We start from the raw sequence: 25,251 nt of genomic DNA on the forward strand, positions 1-25,251 counted from the left end.
AAATAAAATTATGAAATATATTATCGTAGGACTCGGAAACTTTGGGGCATCTTTAGCCGAAAAACTAACTGCTCAAGGCAATGAAGTGATTGGGATTGACACCAGTATGGCAAAAGTAGATGCGTGCAAAGAAAAAATATCCCATACCATTTGTATGGACGCCACAGACGAATATACCGTATCTGGATTACCATTAAAAGACACCGATATCTTTGTGGTGGCCATTGGGGAAGACCAAGGTTCTAATGTGATGACCACCGCACTACTTAAAAATCTACAAGTAAAACGCCTCATCAGTAGAGCCATCAACCCTTTACACGAAAAAGTGCTACAAGCCATTGGTGTAGACGAAATAGTACACCCCGAAGAAGAAACCGCCGAAAGATGGGCAAAAAAACTCTGTCTCTGCAATGTGGTAGATTCATTTGAATTGAACCAAGAATACAGTATCATCGAAGCTAAAGTCCCTGAAGAATATGTAGGTCAAACTTTAAAAGACCTCAACTTTAGAGAAAAATATAATTTAGTACCTTTAACGATTATAAAGCAAGTAGAAGTAAAAAGTCTATTAGGTAAAACTAAAAAAGAGAATAAAGTATTGGGCGTTGCTGTTGCCAATAATATTTTGGAATCTGGCGATATATTGGTGCTTTATGGCTCTAATAAAGACTTACAGCGCTTCCTTAAACTAAAACTAAGACCTTAATATATGAATGGATTCGGTAGAGATTTGGTCAAGAAAATAAAGCAAGCCCCTTTAGAGGGGGAGCAAGCCCACCGCCTGTTTTCGCCACCCTACCGACCGCTATTCACTTTTGAAGAAATCTTATCCAAGCAACCCAAATGGGCTGCCGTTAATCTGCTACTCTACCTAAAAAATGACGAGTGGCATATCCCTCTAATTGTGAGAAGCACCAACAAAAACGACCGCCATAGTGGGCAAATTTCTTTACCTGGTGGAAAACAAGAGCCAGAGGACAAAAACTTTGCGGCAACTGCCATTAGAGAAACCTCTGAGGAGCTTGGGGTTCATAAAGCTTATATTCGATTGATAAGGGAAATTAGCCCCATCTATATTCCACCGAGCAATTTCTATGTATATGCGTATATTTCTTATACTAAAAAGAATCCAACCTACCATTTACAAGAACGCGAAGCTGTGGAATTAATAGAGTTACCGATATCCGAACTTTTGGAACTGACCGAACGCCCAAAGTGGATGTCCCTTCCCGATACTAAAGGCATAGAAGTCCCTGTGATTCACTATAAAGACTACACCATTTGGGGTGCCACCTCTATGATTTTAAGCGAATTTAGCCGATTGCTTAAAAATGTGTAAATTTGTCCGCTTAATCCATTTTAAATATGGCGAAAAAAACAATTTTTACCGACTCATTTGGAAACCTCTATTTCTTGAAACGATTTATAATCTTCGTTTTAGGATTGGTATCTTATAGACGCTTTAACGGGTTCAATAAACTCAAAATTTCAGGGTCTGAAAACTTGGTTGACTTACCACAGAGAAATGTCCTATTTGTATCTAACCACCAAACTTATTTTGCAGATGTGGCAGCCATGTACCACGCTTTTTGTGCGGTAAATAATGGCTATCTCAATACCATTAAAAATCCTATTTACCTTCTCAATCCCAAAGTAGATTTCTATTATGTAGCAGCGAAAGAAACTATGGATAAAGGGTTGTTAGCTCGTATCTTTAAACTTGCAGGAGCCGTTACCGTTAAAAGAACTTGGCGTGCCGAGGGAAAAAATGTCAACCGTATGGTAGATATGAGCGAAGTGGAAAACATTGTAAAAGCATTGGATAACGGCTGGGTGATTACCTTTCCACAAGGGACCACTTCTGCCTTTGCACAAGGTAGAAAAGGAACGGCAAAACTCATTAAACAACAAAAACCTATCGTTATTCCTATTAAAATCAATGGCTTCCGTAGAGCTTTCGACAAAAAAGGACTGAAAATAAAAGTTACTGGCGTGGAACCGACTATGGAATTTAAACCCGCTTTAGATATTGATTACGAAAACGAAACGGCACAAGAAATCCTAGAAAAAATTATGTTTGCCATAGAGCAAACCCCAGAGCATAATGTGCTCCATGATTACGACGAGGAACTAAAAAAGAAAAAACAAGAAGAACGCAATAACGACTAACCATAAAAACACTCCCATTGAAAACACATTTCATCGCTATTGGCGGTAGTGCCATGCATAATCTCGCCATTGCTCTAAAAGATAAAGGCTACCAAGTAACAGGTTCTGATGATACTATCTTTGAACCTTCCAAATCTAGATTAGCACAAAAGGGTATTTTGCCCGAACAAATCGGTTGGTTTCCAGAAAAAATCACCCAAGATATTGATGCTGTAATTCTTGGTATGCACGCCCATGCCGACAATCCAGAATTAGCTAAGGCTAAAGCATTAGGACTAAAAATTTACTCTTACCCAGAATTCCTTTATGAGCAAAGCAAAGATAAAACCAGAGTGGTTATTGGAGGGTCTCATGGGAAGACCACCATTACTTCGATGATTTTACATGTGTTAAACTTTCATCAAAAAGAAGTGGACTTTATGGTGGGAGCGCAATTAGAAGGCTTTGATTGTATGGTGAAAACCACAGCAGAAAATGATTTTATGATTCTAGAAGGTGATGAATATTTATCCTCACCTATTGATTTGCGTTCTAAATTTTTATTATATCACCCCAATATTGCTCTGATTTCAGGGATTGCTTGGGACCATATCAATGTATTTAAAACTTTTGATGATTATATAGAGCAATTTAGAAAATTTGTGGCAACCATTACACCGGGTGGTGTTTTAGTTTATAATGAAGAAGACCCAGAAGTGGTAAAAGTGGTAGAAACCGCAGAAAACTACTTTAGAAAAATGCCTTATAAAACCCCTGATTACGAAGTAGTCAATCAGCAAGTGTATCTTAAAACCGAACTAGGCAAAATTCCTGTATCGGTATTTGGTGCTCACAACTTACTCAATATGGAAGGTGCACGATTGATTTGCCAACAATTGGGTATTATGGAAGAAGAATTTTATGAGGCAATTATGAGTTTTAAAGGGGCATCTAAACGGTTAGAAAAAGTAGAACGCGACGACCACGCCGTTTTATACAAAGATTTTGCCCACGCTCCAAGTAAGGTAAAAGCGACCACCCAAGCCTTTGCGAAACAATTTGCCAAGCAAGACACCTACGGTTTTTTAGAGTTACATACTTACTCTTCACTAAACCCGGAATTTTTGGGACAATACGCTCATGCTTTAGATGCTTTAGACCATGCCGTAGTATTCTATTCCGAAGAAGCCCTTAAGATTAAACGAATGGCACCTATTTCCCCAGACTTAATTAAGGAAAAATTCCAAAACCCTAATCTTAAAGTATTTACCGATGCAGAATCTTTACACACCTATTGGGACAGCCTTGATAAAACCAAAGGTGCATTTCTAATGATGAGTAGCGGTAATTTTGGTAGTTTGGATTTGAAAAGATAAAAAAGGTATAGCGTTTGCAAGTGGTTACCCGAATCATTATACAAACCTTATGAAACTTTATATCATCAGCGGTTTAGGTGCAGATTTCAGCATCTTAGAACGCATTCAATTTCCAGAACATTTAGAACCCGTATTTATCCCTTGGCTCATGCCAGAAAAAGACGAAGATTTCCATCATTATGTTGATAGAATGGCTGAACCTATTGATACCACCGAAGAATTCTGTTTACTAGGCTATTCTTTCGGAGGTCTTATCGTTCAGGAAATCCATAAGAAAATCCCTGCTAAAACAATCGTGATTTTGGGGTCTATAAAATCGGATAAAGAAATGCCGATGGTAGGCAAAACCGCAAGATTTACAAAGATTCCACACCTAATGCCTGCATCGTTCTTCTCAGAAAAATCCGTAATCGTTTATAGCTTTATCCGAAAATTTATAGAAGCCGATAGCCCCAAAGTAGATAAATACTTTAATGTAAGAGACCCTTATTATTTAAAATGGAGCCTCGAAAAAATTGTAGATTGGAAGTTCGACGAACTCCCAGATGTGATTCAAGTGATGGGCGATAAGGACTTAGCCTTTCCTATTAAAAATTCCAATCCAGATTTCGTCATTAAGAATGCTACTCACCTCTTCCCTGCTACAAAATATCGCGAAGTATCGGAAATTCTTAAAAAAGTTTTCTAAGTTTATAGAATCTACCTTATATTTGTAATTCTTTAAATATCATATCCTATGCAATCAATTAGCGTTTTCGAAATCATCAAAGTAGGCATCGGACCATCCAGTTCACATACCATGGGACCTTGGAATGCCGCAGAACTATTTTTAGATTTGATACGAAGAGAACGCTCTATCCAAGAAGTGAAAGAAGTATTTGTAGAGTTCTATGGTTCATTAGCCAAAACAGGCATTGGACACGGTACTGATATTGCTGGGATGCTAGGATTAGCAGGAGAAAATTTTAAAATCATTGATACCACAAAAATCGATGAAAAAATAGAGCATATTAAATCCTCTCAAACCCTTAATTTAGGTAACGAAAAAGAAATTCCATTTATCTACGGACATCATTTGGTGCTTAATATGACCGAAAACCTTGATTTTCATCCGAATGGAATGATTTTTAGAGCGGTATTTAACGATGGGACAGAAATTTCCCAAGATTACTATTCCGTAGGTGGTGGCTTTGTAGCGACTAAAGAAGATAATACGCTAGAGCAAACTTGCGTGCGTACCCTCTATCCTTGCCATAAAGGTAAAGATATCATCGACAACTGCGAACGGCTGAAATTAGATAAAATTTCTGATTTAATTAAAATCAATGAGGAATCTTGGCGCAGCCAAGAAGAAACCGAAGCCGAAGCCCTCTATATATGGCAACAAATCAAAGAATGCATCTATAAAGGCGTTAATAAAGAAGGAATTTTACCAGGCGGGCTTAATGTCACCCGCAGAGCCGCCGCACTTAACAGAAAACTATTGGGCGAAGACAAAGTCTATCACAATATCGATGAGTGGTTTAATCTTGTGGTTAATGCTGAAAAAAACTTTAATAATATTACCAAATGGGTCTCGTGTTTTGCGTTAGCAGTCAATGAGGAAAATGCCAGTTTTGGACGCATCATTACCGCTCCTACCAATGGTGCCAGCGGTGTCATTCCCGCAGTGCTAATGTATGCTCAAACCTGCACCGAATTTAATTCCAAAGACGATATCATTCACTTCCTATTAGTCGCGGGTGAAGTGGGGACTTTATTTAAAAAGAATGCTACCATTTCCGCTGCGGCAGGTGGTTGCCAAGCAGAGATTGGCGTTTCTTCGGCGATGGCAGCGGCAGGGCTTACAGAAATTTCAGGTGGTACTCCAGAACAAGTGCTGATGGCTGCCGAAATCGCTATGGAACACCATTTGGGACTGACTTGCGACCCAATCAAAGGACTGGTACAAATCCCGTGTATCGAGCGCAATTCTATGGGTGCGATGAAGGCGATTACTGCTTCTAATCTGGCGTTGGAAAGCAATCCCAAAAACGCCCGCGTCAGCCTAGACCATGTGATAAAATCCATGTGGGAAACCGCCCAAGACATGAATTCTAAATACAAAGAAACCTCAGAAGGTGGCTTAGCCATAGCTGTGAATATAGCAGAGTGCTAGCAGTCAAAATCAGCAAAACATTTAGCATAAAAATTACCCTTTAAAATTACCTTATATTTTGGGCGTGCCCCTCTGCCTTTTTTTAAAAAAAAGGCAAAGCGTCGGTCTACGGGCAGTCGTTCTTTTTTGGCTTTTTCAGAAAAGCCAAAAAAAGGAACTCCAACAATGCCCTCCGCCCTCACGCAGAAAAAACATTCTTAGATATTTGTACAATAGATTCGAATTATTTAAAATATAAATTAATCAAAGATATTTCTTAAAAAAATTTCCAACTGATAAAATGGAAATAAATCATAAATGAGAAATACAGTACTTTCGACATACAAGATGATAATCATCATTGGATAAATCGTCGTTTAAAAAGAAAATTTTTAAAATCGCTAAAAACTAATAATCATATTTTTCGTAACTTTACCATCAAAATTAGATTTTATAATGACAACTAAAGAAAAAATAACGGCACTCCGTGCCCAAATGAAAGAACAAAACATCAATGCATTTATCGTATTTTCAGCAGACCCGCATATGAGCGAATACCTACCGAAAGAGTGGCAAGAAAGAAAATGGCTTTCAGGCTTTACTGGCTCTGCAGGGTTTGTAGTCATCACCCAAGAACAAGCCGCTTTATGGACAGATGGACGCTATTTTGTACAAGCCCCTATTGAATTAGAAGGCTCTGGTATCAGCCTAATGAAAGATGGTATAGAGGGAACTCCTAATTATACCGATTGGATTATAGAGCAAACACCAAAAGGTGGAAAAGTAGCTGTAAATGCCTTAGCAACCTCACATGCCAATTGGAAAAGTCTTGAAGACAAATTAGCAAAGAAAGATATTCAACTCGTAGATAATCCATTATTGGATAAGATCTGGACAGAAAGACCTGAACCTTCCAAAAACGAAGTCTTCACCCAACCCGTAAAGTGGGCAGGACAGTCGGTAGAGGATAAACTATCTGCCATTCGTAAAAAAATGGAGGCGCAAAATACTTCTGTGCATATTATTTCAAGTTTAGATGATGTGGCGTGGACGCTTAACCTTAGAGGAAGTGATGTGACGAGTAACCCTGTATTTTTAGGTTATATTGTGCTTTCTAAAGACGAAACGGTATTGTTTGTAGATACTGCAAAACTTAATTCCGAGGCTCAAAAGCAAATGCAAGACGCCAATGTAAAAGTAATGCCTTACAACGAATTTTTTAATTATTTAAAGCAATTTAAAAACGAAAATATTTTAATTTCACCTAATACCAATCAATCGGTATTTAATGCTTTAGAAGGCAATCATTTTGTACTTTCTGCAGTACCTGGACACCTGATGAAAGCTCAGAAAAACAAGACCGAGTTAGAGGGCTTCCGTAAAGTAATGGTAAGAGATGGGGTAGCCATGGTGAAATTCCTCTATTGGCTAAAACACCAAGTAGGAAAAGAACCTATGACGGAATATACCATTGGTGAAAAATTGAGAAGTTTCCGTGCAGAAGGTGAAAATTTTGTGGGCATTAGTTTTGGAAGTATTATCGGTTATCAAGGCAATGGTGCAATTGTCCATTATTCCGCTAAAGAAAACGATTGTAAAGAAGTCTTTGCAGAAGGGAGTATTTTGGTAGATTCAGGTGGTCAATATTTAGAAGGAACAACGGATATTACAAGAACCGTAAAGTTAGGGAAAGTCTCACAAAACTTTATCGATGATTGTACTTTAGTGTTAAAAGGAATGATTCAACTTTCTATTGCTAAATTTCCAAAAGGCACAAGAGGTTTCCATATTGATGCGATTGCCAGACTTCCACTTTGGATGAAGGGTAAAGATTATGCACACGGTACAGGACATGGCGTAGGCAGTTTTATGAATGTACACGAAGGACCTCAAAATATTCGTAAAGATATGAACCCTCAAGAATTACTACCAGGAATGGTTTGTTCTAATGAACCAGGATTTTATTTAGAAAACGAATACGGAATTCGTCATGAGAATTTAATCGCTGTAAAAGAAGTGGAAACTACCCCATTTGGAACATTCTACAACTTTGAAACCCTTACCATTTGTCCATTCGATAAAGAGATCTTCAACAAAGAGTTGATGACAGATGTGGAAATTAAATGGTTAAACGATTACCACAAATGGTGCGAAGAGAAATTAGCCCCGCATCTGGAAGGCGATGTAAAAGCATGGTTTCTAGACATGGTAAAGCCTTTGTAAAAAGTGCTAGCACACAATTACAAAAAAAAGCCTATCAAAATTTTGATAGGCTTTTTTATTGCGATCCGGACGGGACTCGAACCCGCGACCACCTGCGTGACAGGCAGGTATTCTAACCAGCTGAACTACCGGATCTAAATATCTAAAAAAATGCGATCCGGACGGGACTCGAACCCGCGACCACCTGCGTGACAGGCAGGTATTCTAACCAGCTGAACTACCGGATCTTTTTAGAATTATTATTCTGTACTTATTATGATGTACGCTTGTCTGAATAATGTGGTTGCAAAAATATAACTTTTTATAATACCAACAAAATTTTTATTGTAAAAAAAACGCCTTTTATTCAAAAGGCGTTGTAAATCAATCTAATTATTTTATTAAAGATGAGCAAATAACTTGGCCGCAATAGCTTCTTTAGGCGATACACCAACCAATTTTTCTACAACTTCTCCATTTTTAAAAATCAGCATGGTAGGAATATTTCTAATACCATACTCCATTGCCGTCTGTTGGTTGTTATCCACATCTACCTTTCCAACTAATGCTTTACCTTCAAAATCGTTTGAAAGCTCATCAATGATTGGGGCTAACATTCTGCATGGTCCACACCATACTGCCCAAAAGTCCACCAATACGGGCTTATCTGAACCTAATACTTCATCTTTAAAATTACTGTCTGTAAATTCTAATGCCATAATAATTTTATTTTAATTTTTCACAAATATACTGTATTATATTGATGATAGCATCAATACTTTAAATTGTTATTATCTATAATTTTGCTTTTATATCCAACAAAGCTGCCACTAGCGCGTCTATTTCTTCTTTCGTTGTTTGATGGCTAAAAGATACCCTTAGCGGTGTACAAGATTCCATTTCCTTTTCATCTAAAAGCATCATCATAACCATAGAGGGCTTACTCGCACCAGAACTACAAGCACTTCCTTGCGAAATCGCGATTCCCTTCATATCAAGTTGCAAACTAAGTAATGGATTTTTAAACGGAAGCAATACACTCAAAACAGTATACAGACTACGGTCTTGCTCAGCACTTCTACCATTAAACTTTACCCCTTCAATATGTTTTGATAGTTGCTCTATGGTATAATCTTTGATCGATTGTATTTTCTCTTTATAAGATTGTAAATGTTCCATTGATAATTCCAATGCTTTGCCTAAACCTACAATTCCGCAAACATTTTCCGTTCCAGCTCTTAGGCTACGCTCTTGTGGTCCTCCAGTAATCAACGCTTTTAATCCAGAAGACTTTCTGATAAATGCAAAGCCTGACCCCTTAGGTCCAAAAAATTTATGAGCACTACAAGAAGCAAAATCCAACGGCGTATCTTCAAAATCTAATTCCAAATGTGCCACAGTTTGTACCGTATCAGAATGGAATAGAGCACCATTGTCTTTGCACAGTTTCGCTATTGCTTTAATATCATATAAATTCCCTACCTCGTTATTAGCATGCATTAAAGACACCAAAGTTTTTTTGTCTGATGATGCCAACTGTGTTTTCAGTTGCTCCAAATCTAAATCACCTTTTGAATCTGGACGAAGGTAAACCAACTCTACCTCTTTCCTTTTCTTCATGTCTAGACAAGTTTCCGCTACACACTTATGCTCCAATGGCGAGGTTATAATGCGCTCTATACCCAAGTGTTCCACACAAGATTTAATAATCATATTGTTGGATTCCGTACCACACGAGGTAAACACAATTTCACTGGGTTGCACATTCAATGTTTCTGCTACTTGGCGGCGTACCTCTTCAATTTTGGTTTTGGCTTCTTGACCAATACTATGGGTAGACGAAGGGTTCCCATATTGATTTTTCATAGACGCTACCATTGCTTCAATCACTTCTTCCGACAAGGGTGTCGTAGCTGCGTAATCTAAATATATTTTTTCCATTATTTAATCACTATGGTTTTAAATTCATAAGTCTTTGGAACAGAGAATACCATATAAGGGGTCGATATTACTTGTATTGCCATTTCCCGATCTGGAAATTTACTCGGTGGATCTTTTTTGAGGTAGACCTCTAGCACCCCATCTACTAATGCAATACGCTCAATCCCTTTTGGTGTATGATCGCCAGAGCGGAACTCGCCAAAATTATATAAAATAACGGTTTGATGTTCTGGAAATACAACTTTTGAATCGGTAGATTTAGACTGTTCTTCTTTTAATATAAAATCGTTCCCACCTAGCATCGCGTCGAGTTCAGATTGTGTCTTGAGTATTCTAAAACCTTGCTGCTGAGTTCCTCCATTAAACTCTGCATGAAATAAATAATCTTGACTATTATAGTCTTCTATCGTCTGCGTAGTCGAGTGCTGTTCTGCCATAATTTTCTTATTTTGAGGCGTACACATAGTACATAGGCATAATCCTGATATTAAAAATAAATGTTTCATATTGATGTGATTTTGGTGCTAAAATACAAAAAATAATCCATCAATGAAAAAAACGAAAATGACCTTCATTTGCCCAATCCAACATCGGTCGGTCGCCATTGGTATCGCCAAACGCTATGCTTTTGTCATAAACTAAATCTTGGGTTGCCATTTCTATCCTCCTTACTTTTTCTTCACCATTACAATTCTTGGTTTTAAATTTCCCCGTAAATTGTTCCCCTTCAAATAGTGCTTCAGTCGCTAATAAATTCATACCAAACGCTTCAGCAAAAGGACTTACCCAAATATCCAAAGATGCCGTTACGATATAACTATAAGTTTGAGAACGGTCTATACTTTTTATAAAATCCAATGCATTGTTTCTAATAATTTTAGGGTAATATTGTTCAAAAAATGCTTGCGAAGTTTTATATAGCTTCGTTTTGGTCTCCCCTTTTAAAACCCCAGAAATAAAACTTTCTTTCACCTTTTGAGCATTCATTAACTTTAATTTTAAAAGTATAAATAATGGCAAATACTTTATGAATTGGATATAATATTTCTTTCGGTTGTAAAACTTTAGATACAGAAACATCGTATCTTTGGTTGTAAGCGTGCCATCAAAATCAAAAAGGTAGAGTTTTTTCATCATTAAAACTCTTTAAGTTCTATGGCTTCTTTATAGCCAAACATACCGCGTTCCTTAATCATATCTGCTACCCCTTCTGGTAACTGATGCTCCCAACCCGTTTCACATTGAGCGATTTTTGCCAAGATTTCTCTAGAATAGATTTCTGAATAGGCAGGGTTATGATTTTCGATATCTACAATTCTATTATTTAGTTTGAAGTATTTGTATAATTCTTTTAGATTATCATTAACTTTTAAGTTTTCAGAATAAAGGTATTCGTGGGTTTCCGGGTCTTTATATGGATAGAGATACACTTTCATATCTTTTCTAAAGAACTTACCAAACGCCTCCAAGATACCTCCAGGTAGGTGTTTATAATATTCCTCATCGAATACCATCAATAGATTGTTTACCCCCATACCAATGCCAAGATAACGGATGTTATAATTATAAAAATATTCCACCAAACGATAGTATTCCGAGAAGTTGGAAATCATAACGGTATAGCCGAGTTTGGCTAAAACATCTACCCTATCTAGGAAATCTCGCTCGTCTATTTTCCCCGTGGCTCTAAGGTTAGAAATGGTAATTTCAAAAATAATTACCGTATCTTTTGGCTCACCGCCTGTATCCTTTAGAAATAATTCTAATCCATTTTCAAACATATCGGTATTTACCAAAGTTACGGGTCTAAAACTCCCACGAACCGCAAAAACATCTTTTTTATAAAGAATATCCGCAGGTAGCATCGGCTGACCTTCTGAATTGAAAATCACCGCTTCGGTCATGCCTTTTTTTACCAACTGAAGGCTCATCAAACGGTTGTCTACATACTCAAATGCAGGTCCTTGAAAATCAATCATATCAATTTCTATACGGTCAATAGAAATCTCATCATATAAGCTATTGATTAATCGTCTAGGGTTATCGGCATAGTTAAAAGCACCATAGATTAGATTAACCCCAAGATTACCAAGGGTTTCCTGCTGGTGTGTGGAATCGTTTTCTTTAAAACGGATATGCAATACTATTTCGCTATATTCCGCATCGGCTTCGTGCTGAAACATAAGCCCTACCCAACCATGACCTTTAAAGGTTTTATGATAATTAATGGTAGTAACGGTATTGGCATATGAGAAAAATTTTCTATCGGGTGTATCCTTATTATCCAGCCGTTCTTCAATCAAACGCACTTCGTGCTTTAGCATCTTTTTAAGCCTATTTTGAGTTACAAAGCGATTTTTCTCTTCCTTACCATAGATGGCATTACTATATTCTTTATCGTAAGCAGACATCGCTTTAGCAATGGTAAGCGAAGAGCCTCCTGCACGAAAAAAGTGTCTTACGGTCTCTTGCCCTGCCCCGATTTCTGCGAATGTACCATAGATGTTTGGGTCAAGATTTATAGCTAATGCCTTTTGTTTAGGCGCTAAAATAGGTTTTATTTCAGACATTGTTTAAATTTATTTTACAATAAAAAATTTTTGTAAATTTACCAAAATGATTTAAATATCAAAAATGCAATTGAAATTTTTAGGCACTGGCACCTCACAGGGCGTACCAGTTATTGGTTCCAGCCACCCCGTTTGTTTATCTAAAAACCCTAAAGATAAGCGACTTAGAACATCAGCCCTCATCACTACAAATACTGAAAAAAAAATATTAATCGATTGTGGTCCAGATTTTAGACAGCAAATGCTAGCACAAAACGAACATCAAGTAGATGCCGTACTGGTTACCCATGAACACAACGATCATATCATCGGTTTAGATGACTTGAGACCCCTTATATTCATCAATCAGCAAGATATGCCTATCTACTGCCAGCAGAGAGTGGCTAAAGAAATACAATATCGTTTTCCCTATGCCTTTGCAGAACACCGCTACCCTGGTGCCCCAAGTTTTGAGTTGATAGAAATTACACCCCAACCCTTTAAATTATTCGATGCCACCATAACACCTATTGAAATTATGCATGGGAAACTACCTATATTGGGCTATAAAATAGGGAATCTCGCTTATATTACCGATGCTAAATCTATTCCTGAGACTTCTATGGCTCAACTTATGAACTTAGATGTTCTTATCATCAATTGCTTAAGAGCCGAAAAAGAACATCATTCTCATTTAATTTTACCCGAAGTATTAGAAATCATCAACCGCCTAAAACCTAAAATCACCTATCTTACCCATATTAGTCATCACTTAGGCTTTCATAAAGAAGTTGAGCAAAATCTCCTCCCTAAGGGAGTTCATTTGGCTTACGATGGGCTAACAATTCATTTTAATTAATTTCTAAAAACCACTACTACAATAATTAAGTTTATTTTTAGTCATATTATTTTCCGCCTTTCGTAAAATCCTTATCTTTGCGACATGGCAATAATTACGCTGACATCTGACTATGGATTGATAGACCACCGTGTAGGGGCTATTAAAGGGCGTATTGTATCCTTAAAAGAAGACGCCAACATCATTGATATTAGCCATAACATCCAGCCTTATGATTTACTACAATCCGCTTATATTATAAGAAATGCCTATCGCTATTTTCCTAAAGGCACGGTACATCTTATTGCAGTGGATAGTTTTTATCATAAAGAAAGAAAACCAATTATCTACAAGGTAGATGGACATTATTTTGTGACGGTAGATAATGGGCTGATGAGCCTTATTTTTTTCGATATAAAACCCGAAGAAGTTTTTGAAATTACCCTAAACAACCGTTTTGATGATGAAGTCAATTTTACTGCGACTGATGTACTCGCTCCAGCCGCTGTACATTTGTATAATGGTGGTTTGCCAGAAGTCATCGGAAGGACTTTTAATGAAGTGAAAGACCTCTCGTTTCCTAGAGCAGTATACAACGATAAAATTATGGCAGGGCAAATTATTTATGTCGATAATTTTGGCAATGCCATTTCCAATATTAATAAAAATTTTTTCCAAGAGAAATTTGCAGCGTATGAAGATTTTGTAGTGAAATTCCGAAATTATACCTTGTCCAAAATCTATAATCAATACACCGACATTATTACAGACTGGAAGGAAGAGAAAAAGTTTCATGGTAAACCTATCGCCTTGTTCAATGATGCTGATTTACTAGAAATTTCTATTTATAAAGGCGATAGACAAAATGGTGCCCACTCGTTACTAGGCTTTAAAGTGGGCGATAAAATTTATATTGAGTTTCAGTAAACCACTTAGATTATGACCTATCTTATCATCAAAGCATTGCATATTATTTTTATGGTCAGTTATTTTGCTGGACTATTCTATTTGGTAAGACTTTTTGTGTACTATAAAGATACCGACGACTTTACCGCACCTAAGCAAGACATTCTAAGAGCCCAATATGTATTTATGATTAGACGCTTGTGGAACATCATTACTGTACCAGCGGGCGTTTTGATGTTGGCATTTGGGATTACCCTTATCATCATGAATCCTTACCTTTTAAAGATGACTTGGTTTCATCTTAAACTAAGTTTTTTATTGGGTTTGGCAGGCTATCATTATTGGTGTTGGCGAACAATTCTTAAGATTAAAAATCTTAACCATCAATCGTTGGGCATTCCTAATATCAAATTAAGGCAAGCCAATGAAGTTGCCACTTTTATTTTATTTTTGGTGGTATTTACGGTAATTTTAAAGTCCGAAACCATTGCCAATTGGTGGAAACTATTACTCGGTTTTTTCTCAATTGTTTTTTTAATTATGATGACGGTAAAATTGGTCAATAAAAACAGAAAATAAGCGTTTACAAAATATGATATCAATTATAAAAAAAGATTTACAGGCTTACTTTGGTGGCTGGTCGGCATGGATGATTATCGCGGCGTATAGCCTCATCAGTGCTTTGTTTTTATTCTTTTTTGAAAATCAATTCAATATTTTTGAAATAGGAAGCGCCACATTACAGCCTTATTTCGTCCTTTCCCCATGGCTGATGATGTTTCTCGTTCCTACACTCACCATGAAATCCTTTGCCGAAGAAGAGCAAAATGGCACTCTATTTTGGTTATTTGCACAGCCTATCAATACCTTTCAGTTGGTATTAAGTAAATTTTGGGCGGCATATATGGTGGGGTTACTTTGTTTATTGCCATCATTGGTGTATCTCTACACCGTATATCAGTTAGGGGTACCAGAAGGCAACTTAGATTGGGGCATGACTTTAGGCGGGTATCTAGGATTAATGATGCTCGTAGCGACATTTACTGCTATCGGTATTTTAGCCTCTTCTTTATCTAAACATCAGATTTCAGCCTATCTGATTGGGGTATTTGCAAATTTTATTTTATACTTCGGGATTGAGCAATTGGCAAGTTATAAACTTTTAGGCGGTGTAGACTATTGGCTTCAAAATTCAGGCTTTTATTATCATTTCATGGGCTTTACCAGAGGGCTTATCGATAGCCGAGATGTCTGTTATTTCCTATTTATTATAGGGTTAAGTTTAAGTTTGGCGTATGTTTTCATCAATAAAAAGAAATCGGTATAAATGAAAAATCGAAAATTATATCTTATCATCAGTGCTATCATTGGGATTTTCCTGTTATTAGGAAGTTTCGGTATTTTTAGCCAGCGTTTAGACTTAACCCAAGAGCATCGCTATACGCTTTCTGAGGCTTCTGTAAACACCATAAAGTCCATTAAAAAACCGCTAAACATCGAAATTTACCTCGATGGCGATTTCCCTGCTTCATTTAAACAATTACAAAATGAAACGCAATTTATGGTTGAGGAATTTAGAAAAATCAATCCTAATATTGATTATAGTTTTGTAGACCCTATCAAAACCAAAATGTCCCAAGATACCCTAATGGCAATGGGAATGCAGCCTTCTATTTTACCCGATATGAAAGATGGTAAAGTATCGGAAATTGTACTATTTCCTTATGCGGTACTTAAATATGGGGACTATGGCACGGCGGTACCACTTATCGTTCAACAAACAGGAATTGATGCCAGTGAGCAACTTCAAAAATCTATTGAAAATTTAGAATACAATTTAGTGTCAAATATCAAGACCTTAACTGAAAGTCATAAAAAAAACATTGGGATTCTCATCAACCATGAGGAACTTAAACCCGACCAATTTAGGGGTTTTGTAGATATGGCATTGGAAAATTATAATATTGGTCCCATCATCCCAGAAAAAGCCTCTGGACTTTCATTAGCCGATGTTCCTAGGTTAAAATCTATAGACGCTTTAGTGATTGCTAAGCCAAGAAAACCCTTTAATGATGATGAAAAATTAGTTTTAGACCAATACATCATGAATGGGGGTAAAACGCTTTGGATGGTAGATGCAGTAAATGCCGAAATGGACACGCTGTTCCAATCCAAAAAAATAATGGCGTACCCTATCGATTTAAACTTAACAGACTTCTTTTTTAATTATGGCATCAGAATATCGCCTGCCTTAGTAAAAGATTTTAAAAAGACGGCATTTATACGGTTGAGCGCTGGGGAAATTGCAGGAAACCCTCAGTACAAGAATTTTTTGTGGCCTTATTTTCCATTAGGTGTAGCGGAAAATCAGAATGTGATTACCAAAAATATCAATCCTGTAAAATTTGAATTTCCTACTTCTATTGATACTTTGGCACGCCCACTCATCAAAAAAGAAGTCTTATTTGAATCCAGCGAACGCACCACGAGCAAATCGGTTCCCAATTATGTGGCTTTATCCGAAATTGTAAATGCCGATTCCCTTGGTGCGATGGAAAAACCAAGCACTCCAAAAATATTTGCAGTAAGCCTAGAAGGGCAGTTCCAATCCGCCTATAAGGATAGAAGTGAACGACAAGATTACCCGAATTTTAAAGCTAAAAGTCCAGAAAATAAAATGATTGTCATTGCTGATGGCGATGTGGGAAGAAACCAAACTTTAAAGGGCGAACCTTTACCTTTAGGAGCCGATTTATTAACCAATCAGCAGTACGGGAATGCTCAGTTTCTTAGAAATGCCTTAGATTGGTTACTTGATGACCAAAATTTAATGACTCTAAGAAATCGAAATATCGAAGCCCGCTTACTCGACCATAGACGCATCTATGATGAAAAATCCTCTTGGCAGTGGTTTAATTTATTAGTCCCAATCCTTATCATTGGACTTCTCACTAGCCTTCTATTGGTTTTAAGAAAAAAGAGGTATCAGTAAGAGACTATTGGTCTAAAAGTGATATCTTCTTTTAAGGAATATCCTACTTACTCTCCATCTTACTTTTAATGGTTTGGGAATATTTTTTTATAGCATTGAAAATTATCAGTTAGTTCTAAAGTTCTTGTTACTGAAAAATTACACTCTTTCTTATCCTACATCAATGCGTTTGATGATTGAGGATTATATCTTTGCCATATTAATAAATTAAAGAACAATAAAAAATCATAGTATGAAAACGATTTACCACTCTTCAGAAAGTAGAGGACACGCAGACCACGGTTGGCTAAATGCCTACCATACCTTTAGTTTTGCCAATTATTACGACCCAGAGCGCGTGCTATTCGGCACACTTAGAGTTTTGAACGACGATACCGTAGCGGGTGGCATGGGCTTTAGCAAGCATCCCCATTCCAATATGGAAATCATTACCATTCCTTTGTCGGGCGATTTAAAACACGAAGATAGTATGGGCAATGTGGGCATTATCTCGAAAGGCGAAATCCAAGTGATGAGTGCAGGGACAGGTGTGATGCATAGCGAAAAAAATGCAAATGCCAACCAACCCGTAAAATTGCTACAAATTTGGGTAATCCCAAACCAAGAAAATGTAACACCGCGCTACCAACAAATCCATATAGACACAGAAAACAAAACCAACGATTTCCAGCAAATTCTATCCCCAAATCCAGACGATGAAGGCGTATGGATTCATCAAGAAGCGTGGTTTTCTATGGCGCGTTTTGAAGCAGGACACAGCCAAACTTACCATTGGCATAACAAAGGAAATGGCGTATATGTCTTTGTAATCGAGGGTAAAGCCAAAGTAGGCGAACAAATCCTTAACCGCCGCGATGGTTTAGGGATAACGGAAACCGACCAGTTTCAGTTAGAAGCCTTAGAAGATAGTCAAATCTTGATAATGGAAATCTCAATGGAATTACCAGAGTAAATTATCATTAAAAAATTAACTTATGAAAATACTAGCCTTTGCAGAGAGTTCATCTTCCCAATCCATAAATAAATCCCTTGTAGAATGGGTGTTAAAATCCTTTCCCGAGGCAGAAATCAACCTTTTGGATTTAAACGATTTCGAGATGCCGATTTTTTCGGTTGACCAAGAGAAGAAAGAGTTTCCACCCCAAGCGCAGAAGTTTATAGACGCCATTGCCCAGAGTGATACTATCGTTTGTTCTATGGCAGAGCATAATAAAAACTTTACCATAGCATTCAAAAATATATTCGATTGGTGCTCACGCATTGATGTCAAATTATTTCAGAACAAAAAAATGTTCCTTATGAGTACTTCCCCAGGAGGCTATGGCGGTGGCAATGTAATGAATATTGCAAAAACCACTTTCCCAAGTTTTGGTGCAGAAGTAGTAGAAACTTTCAGTTTGCCGAAATATTACGAGAATTTTGACCTTGAAAATGGGGTCATCAACAAAGAACTCTCAGATGAACTTACTGAGAAAATTGCAAAATTTAAAATTGCTTTAGAAGGATAAAACGAGGATTAGTCTAAAATTTGTACACTATACTTCAAATATAATAACCCATTAAAATAAATTAAATGATAACAACAAAAGAATACAGCAACGGAGAAATCACCATTTTATGGCAACAAGAGAAATGTATCCATGCAGGTATTTCTGTAAAAACTTTACCGCAAGTGTACAACCCCAAAGAGCGTCCCTGGATAAAACCCGAAAATGCCAGTAGCGAAGCCATTATCCAGCAAGTTGCACAATGTCCATCAGGTGCTTTAACCATCAAAAAATGATGAAATTATGATACAAATAAAACAAGAAGAAAATGACCGCAGAGGCAGATTTGTAATTTATGATACCGAACAAGAATCAGGAGAGATGAGTTATATTTGGGCAGAATCTGGGAAATTCATTATAGACCATACATTTGTAAATCCCGCCTTTAAGGGCAAAGGCTATGGAAAAAAATTATTAGAAGAGGCCGTAGAGTTTGCTCGGAAAAAAGGAGTAAAGATTTTGCCTTTGTGTCCATTTGCCAAAGCCGAGTTTGATAAAAATCCAAGTTTCAAGGATATACTTTTTTGATCTGGTGTCTCTTAAAAACATCCAAACACTTGTCACCAAACACATAACTTCAAGTAAAGAAACCCTAAATCGTCTTTGCCACGAATATTTTTTTAAGTTGATTTGGGCGTGCCTCTCTGCCTTTTTTTTAGGAAAAGGCAGAGCGTCGGTCTACGGGCAGTCACTTTGCGTGCTTTTTTAGGAAAGCACGCATGAGCTCCAACAATGCCCTCCGCCCTCACGCAGTAGCACTGGACAAGATTCCACTATTACTATTCTACAAAACTACCAAAAACAACCTACAGAAATTTGTATCTTTGCTAAAAACAATAGCAGATTTCATTTCTGTACAAATACACCTTAGCAAATATACCTATGAAATACAGAAACATTAGAGAGGAAGAACTCAAAAACAAAGTAGGCACCGAATTTTTTAAAGATTATGACACTACCGAAATAGTAGGCAATATAGACTTCACCGTACTACCACGACAAGAAACCATCTTTGGAAGAACCGCTCTACTTTGGGCAGAAGCCAAAACGGGAAACTACGACACTACCACTATGTTCGTACAACTCATCCTTACCATTGGCAAAGCAAGAACATTCGACAAAACCTTTCCCCCAGCATTTCTTGGAGCCTTCGACGGGCAGAAAATCGCTTTTGTACCCTATATCAATATCCAAGATATTTTCTACCTCAATGATTTCAATTGGAATGTTACCCCCAGCAATCACACCACCAAAGAATTCCAACTCATCAAAGAACGCATAGACCAAACTCTGAAAAAAACATCCTATGTGTACGATTACCTAACCGACGAAAAAGAACTCCGCTTCTTCATCAAAAACAACATCGCTAACGCCTCCGAAGTTCGCAAAATCAAAATCGATAAAAACAACTTCATCCCCATCTACCTCCGCTGGCTCGAAATCGTAAAACCCACCATAGATGTAGACTGGGAAGAACTCAAGAAAAACAATATTTTAGACAGTGACTTCTACCTTGCCGATATATTTGTAGATGATAAAGACACCCAAAAACTCGATGATGATACCTCCATCCGCGATAGCCTCTTTGTCATCTACCAAAACCAAGGCTATAAAATATCTAAAGACAACCTCCGCCAAATGTTCGATGCCACCATCAGCATACGCAACAAAGACACCTATCAACAATTTTGGAAACGCTACAAACGCCCACCCATTAACGAATTTCAAGAATACATCATCGAACGAAGAGACCTACTCGTACCACAAGACATCCGCGAACGCAAAGGCGCCTTCTTCACCCCAAGAAAATGGGTAGAACTCTCACAAAAATACCTCACCGATTATCTCGGCGAAAACTGGCAAGACGACTATTATATTTGGGATTGTGCCGCCGGAACGGGCAACCTACTGGCAGGGTTCACCAATAAATTCAATATCTGGGCAAGCACCCTCGATATGGCAGATGTCAATGTCATGCACGAGCGTATAGACCACGGTGCCAACCTCCTGAAAAGCCATGTCTTTCAGTTCGATTTCCTAAACGATGACTTTTCCAAACTCCCACAAGGCTTGCAAGACATTATTAACGATGAAGAAAAACGCAAAAAACTCATCATCTATATCAACCCACCTTATGCAGAAGCTACCACAGCCAAAACCGTTACAGGAACAGGGACTAATAAAGCAGGCGTTGCTAATAAACATAAAACATTAGAAAAATACAAAACCTTTATGGGGCGTGCATCTAATGAAATTTTTGCCCACTTTTTAGCCAGAATATACAACGAAATCCCTAACAGCAAGATTGCAGAATTTTCAACTTTGAAAATTCTGCAATCTTCCAACTTCAAGGATTTCAGGAAAAACTTTCGAGCGAAGCTCGAAAAAATTTTTGCGGTTCCAGCCGATACCTTTGATAATGTCAAAGGAAAATTCCCCATTGGCTTTTTAATCTGGGATACATCAATTAAAGAAATTTTTGAGGAAAGTACATTAGATCTCTATACTCGAAGTGGAGACTTTTTATACTCAAAAGGTATATATTCAAATGATGATACCCGTTCAATAAATAAGTGGATTAAAATTTTCCTCGATGAAAGCAACAATACTATTATTGGATACTTACCAAGCCCAGCCCCTGATTTTCAAAATCAAAAATTCCTATTTTTAACCATTGAAAAGGGAACTCGCCATGTTTACTATTTACCAATAACTAAAAATAATATTTTTAAAATAAGTATCTATTATACCGTACGCCACGCCATCCCTGCCACATGGCTCAACGACCGTGATCAATTTCTTTATCCGAACGGCGGCTGGCAAAGCGATCAAGAATTTCAAAATGATTGCCTCACCTATACCCTATTCAGTAATAATATCTCAAGCAAAGAAGGCACCAACCATTGGATACCCTTTACCGAGCAAGAAGTCAACGCACAAGACAAGTTCCATAGCCGCTTTATGACAGATTTCATACAGGGCAAATGCAAATCCACCATTAATATAGAACCCAATCCTCTCTTTACTACTGAAGGAAATTCGTGGCATATACCTACAAAACCCCTACAATTCTCCGAAGAAGCCCAATCCGTATTCCAAGCAGGCAAAGCCCTTTGGCAATACTACCATGCCCAAAACAATGCCCAGCCCAATGCCAGCCTCTACGACATTCGTGAACATTTCCAAGGGCGCAACGAGAAGGGCAGAATGAATGCCCATAGTACAGACCAGCATTACACCCAACTCATTACCCAACTTAGAGACACCCTAAAAGATTTAGCCCAAAAGATCACACCTAAAATCTATGAATACGGTTTTCTAAAAGAATAGCGAAATCCTAAATAAAAATAATCCATAATTTTAAAAATATGAGCAACAAAAAACAATTACCCGAATGGGAAAAAGAATTCAACAGAGTAAAAAACAATAGTATTTACTTTTTAGAACTCTATTACAACCAACTCCACCCCGACAAAAAAGTAGAACTCTCCAAAGAAGAAAAACAAACTTTCTTCGATAAATACAAAGGAGTACCTTTTTTTAAAGATATGAACCAATGGGCGACATACTCCAAAGAAATAAAACGACTAAAAGACGAAGGTTACGAAGATTGGGAAATATTATAAAAATTACTTTTATAGCCATCGTCAGAGTAGAAAAAAAACAAAAATGGCACTCATTTTGATACTAATTTTTTAATTAGTAATTTTAAATAAAACAAAAAATGAAACAGATCAAAAAATTATCATTAGCAGCAGCTTTAGTTTTGGCACTCTCTGCGTGTAACAACAAATCACACGACAACAAAACCACCGAAGAGCCCGTAACTACAGAAACACAACAAGAAGTAACTACCAATAGCTGGAGCGGTGTTTACAAAGGCACATTACCTTGTGCAGATTGCGAAGGAATAGAAACCACCCTTACGCTTAATAACGATAACACCTTCACATTACAAAGCGTTTATTTAGGGAAAGAGGGGAATCCTTTCGTAGATAACGGAAAGTATGATTGGGACGAAGCCAATTCTACAATTACCCTAAACATAGAGGGAGAATCACCTGTAAAATACAAGTTTGAAAACAACACCCTTACACAACTCAACGCAGAGGGACAAAAAAACACCGGAGAGCTTGCCTCTATGTATGTATTGACCAAAGAGAACTAAGAGTTTAGAAAAAATATATAAAACCCTTGAAAGCACGAGTATCCCACTCGTGCTTTTTTACAACAATCACCTGTAGGAACAGCCCAATCACTTGTAGGAATACAAAAACTACCCGTAGAAACCAACAAATGTCTCGTAGGAACACAAGAATACCTTGTAGGAATGCATAAACGACTCGTAGGAATAGAAGAATGGCAAGTAGGAATTCATTTATTTAAAGAAAAATCAAAAAACGGCTTGTAGGAATAGAAGAATGATTAATTTTTTTGTATATTTGGAGAATACGAACCAATTAAAATAAATTACTATGAGCAAATTAAAAAACTCCGAACTCCAGTACCTCGAAAACTACCGCGTTTTATTCACTAATTTAGAGGAGGTACAAGACCTAAAAACCGAACTAGCAGAATACGGCTATGATGATACCAAAATCGCTGAAGGCAAAACCCTATTCGACCACACACAGCAACTCTACGACCAAAACAAACAAGAAACTGCCGAAGAAAAAGAAGCCTATGCCCAATTTTCCGATGCGTTTAGCACCCTAAAGAAAGCCTACAGCAAGCATCGAAAAGTAGCCAAAGTCGCTCTAATGAAAAAGCCCGAACTCTGGAAAAGTCTCGCTATCGATGGCACGCTATCTGCCGCCTATCTCAAAGCCTTGGAGGAAATCAAAACCTTTTATGAGCAAGCCCAAAGCCACAGTGAAGCCAAACCCCTATTAGAAAAGTTCAAAATCAACCAAGCCGTAGTCGATGCCCAAGTAGCACAAATTCAACAAGTAGAAAACCTACGCACTAAGTACGAAAAAGAAAAAGGCGAAAACCAAAACGCTACCCAACAGAAAAACAAAGCCTTTGCCGACCTATCCGATTGGGTTCGGGAGTTTTACGCCGTAGCCCAAATCGCCTTAGACGACCGCCCTCAACTAATGGAAAGCATCGGCAAATTCGTAAGAAGTTAAAAAAACATTTAAAACCCATTTAAAAGACCTTTCATTACTCACGAAAGGTCTTTTTTTTCTCAGTAATACCAGCGTTTGGCTCATGTTCATTATAGGAACACCAATATGGCTACCAAAAAAATAATATCTTTGTGGAAAAATAAAATTATGAGAATATTATTTTTAAGCCTTATGATAAGTGTGGGAATGTACGCCCAGCAGCGTCCCGTTGCCATCATTCCCTTTCAAATGCACAAAGACAAACCCGCTGTTTTTTTAAATACAGAAATCAACCAACAACCACTAAGCTTCTTTTTTGATACAGGGGCTACAACTTCATTGCTTGATACAAAAGTGGCCGAATGCATAGGGGTTAAAGCCAATCACGAACAATCTGTATCAGGTGCAGGAGGAAAAAAAACTTATAAAATCGCTCAAAATCAGAAAGTAAAAATTCAATCTATCGTATTGGATAGCATCAATTTTGTTATTGATGATTTGGCTGTTTTCAAAGAAAGATTCCATCATCCATTTGATGGGATTATTGGTCACAGTTTATTAAAGAACTATAAGGTGATAATGGATTTCACAAAACAAGAGTTTCAGCTCTACGATTTCTCTACTCCATTACCATTAGAAGGCTACGAAGAAATCCCTTTCGAATTTGGAAACGGAATTCCTATTCCTCAGTTTAATATCTCTATAAAAATTAATAATGAAAGTCTTACAGGTCGTATATTTTTCGATAGTGGAGCGGGACTTAGTTTGCTTATGAACAGTCCCTTCGCCCAAAAACATCATTTGCCTGATAGCCATAGTAAAAAACTTACAACTTATACACAAAATCTATCCAAAGAATCTAAATCAATTGATTTTATAGCCGATGAGATTCACTTAGGAGATTATACTTTTAAAAACATTAAAATAGGAGCTTCTTCTGATAATACTGGCGTTAGTTCTTTTCCTAATTATTTAGGCATCTTAGGTGCCGAAATCATCAACCGATTCAACTGGGTTATAGATTATCAGAATCATAAACTTTATATGAAGCCTAACACAAATTTCCACAAACCCTTCCCACAAGAATACACAGGCTTTAGGATAAAGGAAAGCGAAGGCAAGCTGTATGTAGAGAGCTTAGCAGAAGAAAGTCCGTTTTACGCAAAGGGACTTCGTAATGGTGACCAGATACGCTGTGTGAACGGATATACTAATCGTGAAAAAATAGAAAGTCTATTAAAAGAAAAAGGTAAAAAAATAAAACTTCGCTACATTAGAAATGGTAAGACACAAAAGATAAAACACCAACTCTATAATTTACTCAAACCTTAATTACAAAAAAACTTGCTCATCGGTAAAAACTTTTAGGTACTAAAACTGTAGTAACCTTGTTCTAAACATTTAAAACAAGTAGCCTGTCTGTAGCAAGACAGAAATGGGTATGGGCAACACAAAAAGTCTCGGAGTGATAGAACAATATCAAATTGATAATAAAAAGTAAAAT

The 25,251-nt window shown here is 37.3% G+C and carries 26 protein-coding genes and 2 tRNA genes; 21 read left to right on the forward strand and 7 right to left on the reverse strand.

Annotated elements, in window-relative coordinates; all coding sequences use genetic code 11:
* The first annotated feature begins 10 nt into the window (after positions 1–10).
* The 7 genes from C237_RS0111805 (at position 11) to C237_RS0111840 (ending at position 7,884) form a co-directional block, all read left to right on the forward strand.
* Positions 11–706: a potassium channel family protein gene (locus C237_RS0111805; protein WP_018676669.1), complete on the forward strand. Its 696-nt coding sequence runs from the start codon at positions 11–13 to the stop codon at positions 704–706.
* Between the two features lie 3 nt (positions 707–709).
* Positions 710–1,339, forward strand: a complete 630-nt coding sequence (locus tag C237_RS0111810) for an NUDIX hydrolase (protein ID WP_018676670.1) — start codon at positions 710–712, stop codon at positions 1,337–1,339.
* Between the two features lie 26 nt (positions 1,340–1,365).
* On the forward strand, positions 1,366–2,169 hold the full coding sequence (locus C237_RS0111815) for a lysophospholipid acyltransferase family protein (protein WP_018676671.1): 804 nt from the start codon (positions 1,366–1,368) through the stop codon (positions 2,167–2,169).
* Positions 2,170–2,186: 17 nt separating this feature from the next.
* Positions 2,187–3,524 carry a UDP-N-acetylmuramate--L-alanine ligase gene (locus C237_RS0111820; RefSeq protein ID WP_026315673.1) on the forward strand — a complete coding sequence of 446 codons (1,338 nt, stop codon included), beginning with the start codon at positions 2,187–2,189 and terminating at the stop codon, positions 3,522–3,524.
* 49 nt (positions 3,525–3,573) lie between these two features.
* Positions 3,574–4,212 (forward strand): alpha/beta hydrolase, encoded by a 639-nt coding sequence (locus C237_RS0111825; RefSeq protein WP_018676673.1) that lies wholly within the window; start codon positions 3,574–3,576, stop codon positions 4,210–4,212.
* A gap of 48 nt (positions 4,213–4,260) precedes the next feature.
* Complete coding sequence (locus C237_RS0111830) at positions 4,261–5,682, forward strand: L-serine ammonia-lyase (RefSeq protein WP_018676674.1); 1,422 nt, start codon at positions 4,261–4,263, stop codon at positions 5,680–5,682.
* 435 nt (positions 5,683–6,117) lie between these two features.
* The gene (locus C237_RS0111840; protein WP_018676676.1) at positions 6,118–7,884 is read left to right on the forward strand and encodes an aminopeptidase P family protein; all 1,767 of its coding nucleotides are present in this window, start codon (positions 6,118–6,120) and stop codon (positions 7,882–7,884) included.
* A 61-nt stretch (positions 7,885–7,945) separates the two neighbouring features.
* Here the strand turns inward: C237_RS0111840 and C237_RS0111845 are convergent.
* From C237_RS0111845 to C237_RS0111875, 7 genes are all read right to left on the reverse strand, one after another.
* Positions 7,946–8,019: transfer RNA gene (locus C237_RS0111845), tRNA-Asp, on the reverse strand.
* An 18-nt stretch (positions 8,020–8,037) separates the two neighbouring features.
* Positions 8,038–8,111 (reverse strand) — tRNA-Asp (locus C237_RS0111850).
* Between the two features lie 153 nt (positions 8,112–8,264).
* Complete coding sequence (gene trxA / locus C237_RS0111855) at positions 8,265–8,582, reverse strand: thioredoxin (protein WP_018676677.1); 318 nt, start codon at positions 8,580–8,582, stop codon at positions 8,265–8,267.
* A gap of 76 nt (positions 8,583–8,658) precedes the next feature.
* Positions 8,659–9,804 (reverse strand): cysteine desulfurase family protein, encoded by a 1,146-nt coding sequence (locus C237_RS0111860; RefSeq protein ID WP_018676678.1) that lies wholly within the window; start codon positions 9,802–9,804, stop codon positions 8,659–8,661.
* Complete coding sequence (locus tag C237_RS0111865; RefSeq protein WP_026315674.1) at positions 9,804–10,310, reverse strand: hypothetical protein; 507 nt, start codon at positions 10,308–10,310, stop codon at positions 9,804–9,806. The genes C237_RS0111860 and C237_RS0111865 overlap by 1 nt, the downstream gene beginning before the upstream one ends.
* A gap of 40 nt (positions 10,311–10,350) precedes the next feature.
* Positions 10,351–10,938, reverse strand: coding sequence for an HAD family hydrolase (locus C237_RS0111870; protein WP_026315675.1), 588 nt, complete (start codon positions 10,936–10,938; stop codon positions 10,351–10,353).
* Positions 10,939–10,940: 2 nt separating this feature from the next.
* Positions 10,941–12,374, reverse strand: coding sequence for a hypothetical protein (locus C237_RS0111875; protein WP_018676681.1), 1,434 nt, complete (start codon positions 12,372–12,374; stop codon positions 10,941–10,943).
* A 64-nt stretch (positions 12,375–12,438) separates the two neighbouring features.
* Here C237_RS0111875 and C237_RS0111880 point away from each other — a divergent pair, with 64 nt between their 5' ends.
* The 14 genes from C237_RS0111880 to C237_RS0111950 all read left to right on the forward strand — a co-directional run bounded on the left by C237_RS0111880 (position 12,439) and on the right by C237_RS0111950 (position 25,079).
* A complete protein-coding gene (locus tag C237_RS0111880) occupies positions 12,439–13,212 on the forward strand; it encodes an MBL fold metallo-hydrolase (RefSeq protein WP_018676682.1) in 774 nt (257 codons plus the stop codon).
* An 84-nt stretch (positions 13,213–13,296) separates the two neighbouring features.
* Positions 13,297–14,118 (forward strand): SAM hydrolase/SAM-dependent halogenase family protein, encoded by an 822-nt coding sequence (locus tag C237_RS0111885; protein ID WP_018676683.1) that lies wholly within the window; start codon positions 13,297–13,299, stop codon positions 14,116–14,118.
* A gap of 12 nt (positions 14,119–14,130) precedes the next feature.
* Positions 14,131–14,676, forward strand: coding sequence for a CopD family protein (locus C237_RS0111890; RefSeq protein ID WP_018676684.1), 546 nt, complete (start codon positions 14,131–14,133; stop codon positions 14,674–14,676).
* A gap of 13 nt (positions 14,677–14,689) precedes the next feature.
* A complete protein-coding gene (locus C237_RS0111895; protein WP_026315676.1) occupies positions 14,690–15,424 on the forward strand; it encodes an ABC transporter permease in 735 nt (244 codons plus the stop codon).
* The gene (gldG, locus tag C237_RS0111900) at positions 15,425–17,089 is read left to right on the forward strand and encodes a gliding motility-associated ABC transporter substrate-binding protein GldG (protein WP_018676686.1); all 1,665 of its coding nucleotides are present in this window, start codon (positions 15,425–15,427) and stop codon (positions 17,087–17,089) included.
* 232 nt (positions 17,090–17,321) lie between these two features.
* Entirely contained in the window at positions 17,322–18,041 is a 720-nt protein-coding gene (locus C237_RS0111905; protein ID WP_018676687.1) for a pirin family protein, read from the forward strand.
* A gap of 22 nt (positions 18,042–18,063) precedes the next feature.
* Complete coding sequence (locus tag C237_RS0111910; protein WP_018676688.1) at positions 18,064–18,597, forward strand: NADPH-dependent FMN reductase; 534 nt, start codon at positions 18,064–18,066, stop codon at positions 18,595–18,597.
* Positions 18,598–18,662: 65 nt separating this feature from the next.
* Positions 18,663–18,872 (forward strand): (4Fe-4S)-binding protein, encoded by a 210-nt coding sequence (locus C237_RS0111915; protein WP_018676689.1) that lies wholly within the window; start codon positions 18,663–18,665, stop codon positions 18,870–18,872.
* A 7-nt stretch (positions 18,873–18,879) separates the two neighbouring features.
* Positions 18,880–19,164 (forward strand): GNAT family N-acetyltransferase, encoded by a 285-nt coding sequence (locus tag C237_RS0111920; RefSeq protein WP_018676690.1) that lies wholly within the window; start codon positions 18,880–18,882, stop codon positions 19,162–19,164.
* A 354-nt stretch (positions 19,165–19,518) separates the two neighbouring features.
* Positions 19,519–21,966 (forward strand): hypothetical protein, encoded by a 2,448-nt coding sequence (locus C237_RS0111930; protein ID WP_018676692.1) that lies wholly within the window; start codon positions 19,519–19,521, stop codon positions 21,964–21,966.
* Positions 21,967–22,004: 38 nt separating this feature from the next.
* Positions 22,005–22,262 (forward strand): hypothetical protein, encoded by a 258-nt coding sequence (locus tag C237_RS0111935; RefSeq protein WP_018676693.1) that lies wholly within the window; start codon positions 22,005–22,007, stop codon positions 22,260–22,262.
* Between the two features lie 98 nt (positions 22,263–22,360).
* Complete coding sequence (locus C237_RS0111940; RefSeq protein ID WP_018676694.1) at positions 22,361–22,804, forward strand: copper resistance protein NlpE; 444 nt, start codon at positions 22,361–22,363, stop codon at positions 22,802–22,804.
* A 307-nt stretch (positions 22,805–23,111) separates the two neighbouring features.
* Positions 23,112–23,768 (forward strand): PQLLE family protein, encoded by a 657-nt coding sequence (locus C237_RS0111945; RefSeq protein ID WP_018676695.1) that lies wholly within the window; start codon positions 23,112–23,114, stop codon positions 23,766–23,768.
* 147 nt (positions 23,769–23,915) lie between these two features.
* The gene (locus tag C237_RS0111950; RefSeq protein ID WP_018676696.1) at positions 23,916–25,079 is read left to right on the forward strand and encodes an aspartyl protease family protein; all 1,164 of its coding nucleotides are present in this window, start codon (positions 23,916–23,918) and stop codon (positions 25,077–25,079) included.
* The last annotated feature ends 172 nt before the right edge of the window (positions 25,080–25,251 follow it).

The sequence above is a fragment of the Riemerella columbina DSM 16469 genome (assembly GCF_000374405.1).
Lineage (GTDB): Bacteria > Bacteroidota > Bacteroidia > Flavobacteriales > Weeksellaceae > Riemerella > Riemerella columbina.

Excerpts from the sequence above, each read along its gene's own strand:
- C237_RS0111805 (WP_018676669.1), top strand. The coding sequence starts at position 11 with ATGAAATATATTATCGTAGGACTCGGAAACTTTGGGGCATCTTTAGCC.
- C237_RS0111810 (WP_018676670.1), top strand. The coding sequence starts at position 710 with ATGAATGGATTCGGTAGAGATTTGGTCAAGAAAATAAAGCAAGCCCCT.
- C237_RS0111815 (WP_018676671.1), top strand. The coding sequence starts at position 1,366 with ATGGCGAAAAAAACAATTTTTACCGACTCATTTGGAAACCTCTATTTC.
- C237_RS0111825 (WP_018676673.1), top strand. The coding sequence starts at position 3,574 with ATGAAACTTTATATCATCAGCGGTTTAGGTGCAGATTTCAGCATCTTA.
- C237_RS0111830 (WP_018676674.1), top strand. The coding sequence starts at position 4,261 with ATGCAATCAATTAGCGTTTTCGAAATCATCAAAGTAGGCATCGGACCA.
- C237_RS0111840 (WP_018676676.1), top strand. The coding sequence starts at position 6,118 with ATGACAACTAAAGAAAAAATAACGGCACTCCGTGCCCAAATGAAAGAA.
- trxA (WP_018676677.1), bottom strand. The coding sequence starts at position 8,582 with ATGGCATTAGAATTTACAGACAGTAATTTTAAAGATGAAGTATTAGGT.
- C237_RS0111860 (WP_018676678.1), bottom strand. The coding sequence starts at position 9,804 with ATGGAAAAAATATATTTAGATTACGCAGCTACGACACCCTTGTCGGAA.
- C237_RS0111865 (WP_026315674.1), bottom strand. The coding sequence starts at position 10,310 with ATGAAACATTTATTTTTAATATCAGGATTATGCCTATGTACTATGTGT.
- C237_RS0111870 (WP_026315675.1), bottom strand. The coding sequence starts at position 10,938 with ATGAAAAAACTCTACCTTTTTGATTTTGATGGCACGCTTACAACCAAA.
- C237_RS0111875 (WP_018676681.1), bottom strand. The coding sequence starts at position 12,374 with ATGTCTGAAATAAAACCTATTTTAGCGCCTAAACAAAAGGCATTAGCT.
- C237_RS0111880 (WP_018676682.1), top strand. The coding sequence starts at position 12,439 with ATGCAATTGAAATTTTTAGGCACTGGCACCTCACAGGGCGTACCAGTT.
- C237_RS0111885 (WP_018676683.1), top strand. The coding sequence starts at position 13,297 with ATGGCAATAATTACGCTGACATCTGACTATGGATTGATAGACCACCGT.
- C237_RS0111890 (WP_018676684.1), top strand. The coding sequence starts at position 14,131 with ATGACCTATCTTATCATCAAAGCATTGCATATTATTTTTATGGTCAGT.
- C237_RS0111895 (WP_026315676.1), top strand. The coding sequence starts at position 14,690 with ATGATATCAATTATAAAAAAAGATTTACAGGCTTACTTTGGTGGCTGG.
- gldG (WP_018676686.1), top strand. The coding sequence starts at position 15,425 with ATGAAAAATCGAAAATTATATCTTATCATCAGTGCTATCATTGGGATT.
- C237_RS0111905 (WP_018676687.1), top strand. The coding sequence starts at position 17,322 with ATGAAAACGATTTACCACTCTTCAGAAAGTAGAGGACACGCAGACCAC.
- C237_RS0111910 (WP_018676688.1), top strand. The coding sequence starts at position 18,064 with ATGAAAATACTAGCCTTTGCAGAGAGTTCATCTTCCCAATCCATAAAT.
- C237_RS0111915 (WP_018676689.1), top strand. The coding sequence starts at position 18,663 with ATGATAACAACAAAAGAATACAGCAACGGAGAAATCACCATTTTATGG.
- C237_RS0111920 (WP_018676690.1), top strand. The coding sequence starts at position 18,880 with ATGATACAAATAAAACAAGAAGAAAATGACCGCAGAGGCAGATTTGTA.
- C237_RS0111930 (WP_018676692.1), top strand. The coding sequence starts at position 19,519 with ATGAAATACAGAAACATTAGAGAGGAAGAACTCAAAAACAAAGTAGGC.
- C237_RS0111935 (WP_018676693.1), top strand. The coding sequence starts at position 22,005 with ATGAGCAACAAAAAACAATTACCCGAATGGGAAAAAGAATTCAACAGA.
- C237_RS0111940 (WP_018676694.1), top strand. The coding sequence starts at position 22,361 with ATGAAACAGATCAAAAAATTATCATTAGCAGCAGCTTTAGTTTTGGCA.
- C237_RS0111945 (WP_018676695.1), top strand. The coding sequence starts at position 23,112 with ATGAGCAAATTAAAAAACTCCGAACTCCAGTACCTCGAAAACTACCGC.
- C237_RS0111950 (WP_018676696.1), top strand. The coding sequence starts at position 23,916 with ATGAGAATATTATTTTTAAGCCTTATGATAAGTGTGGGAATGTACGCC.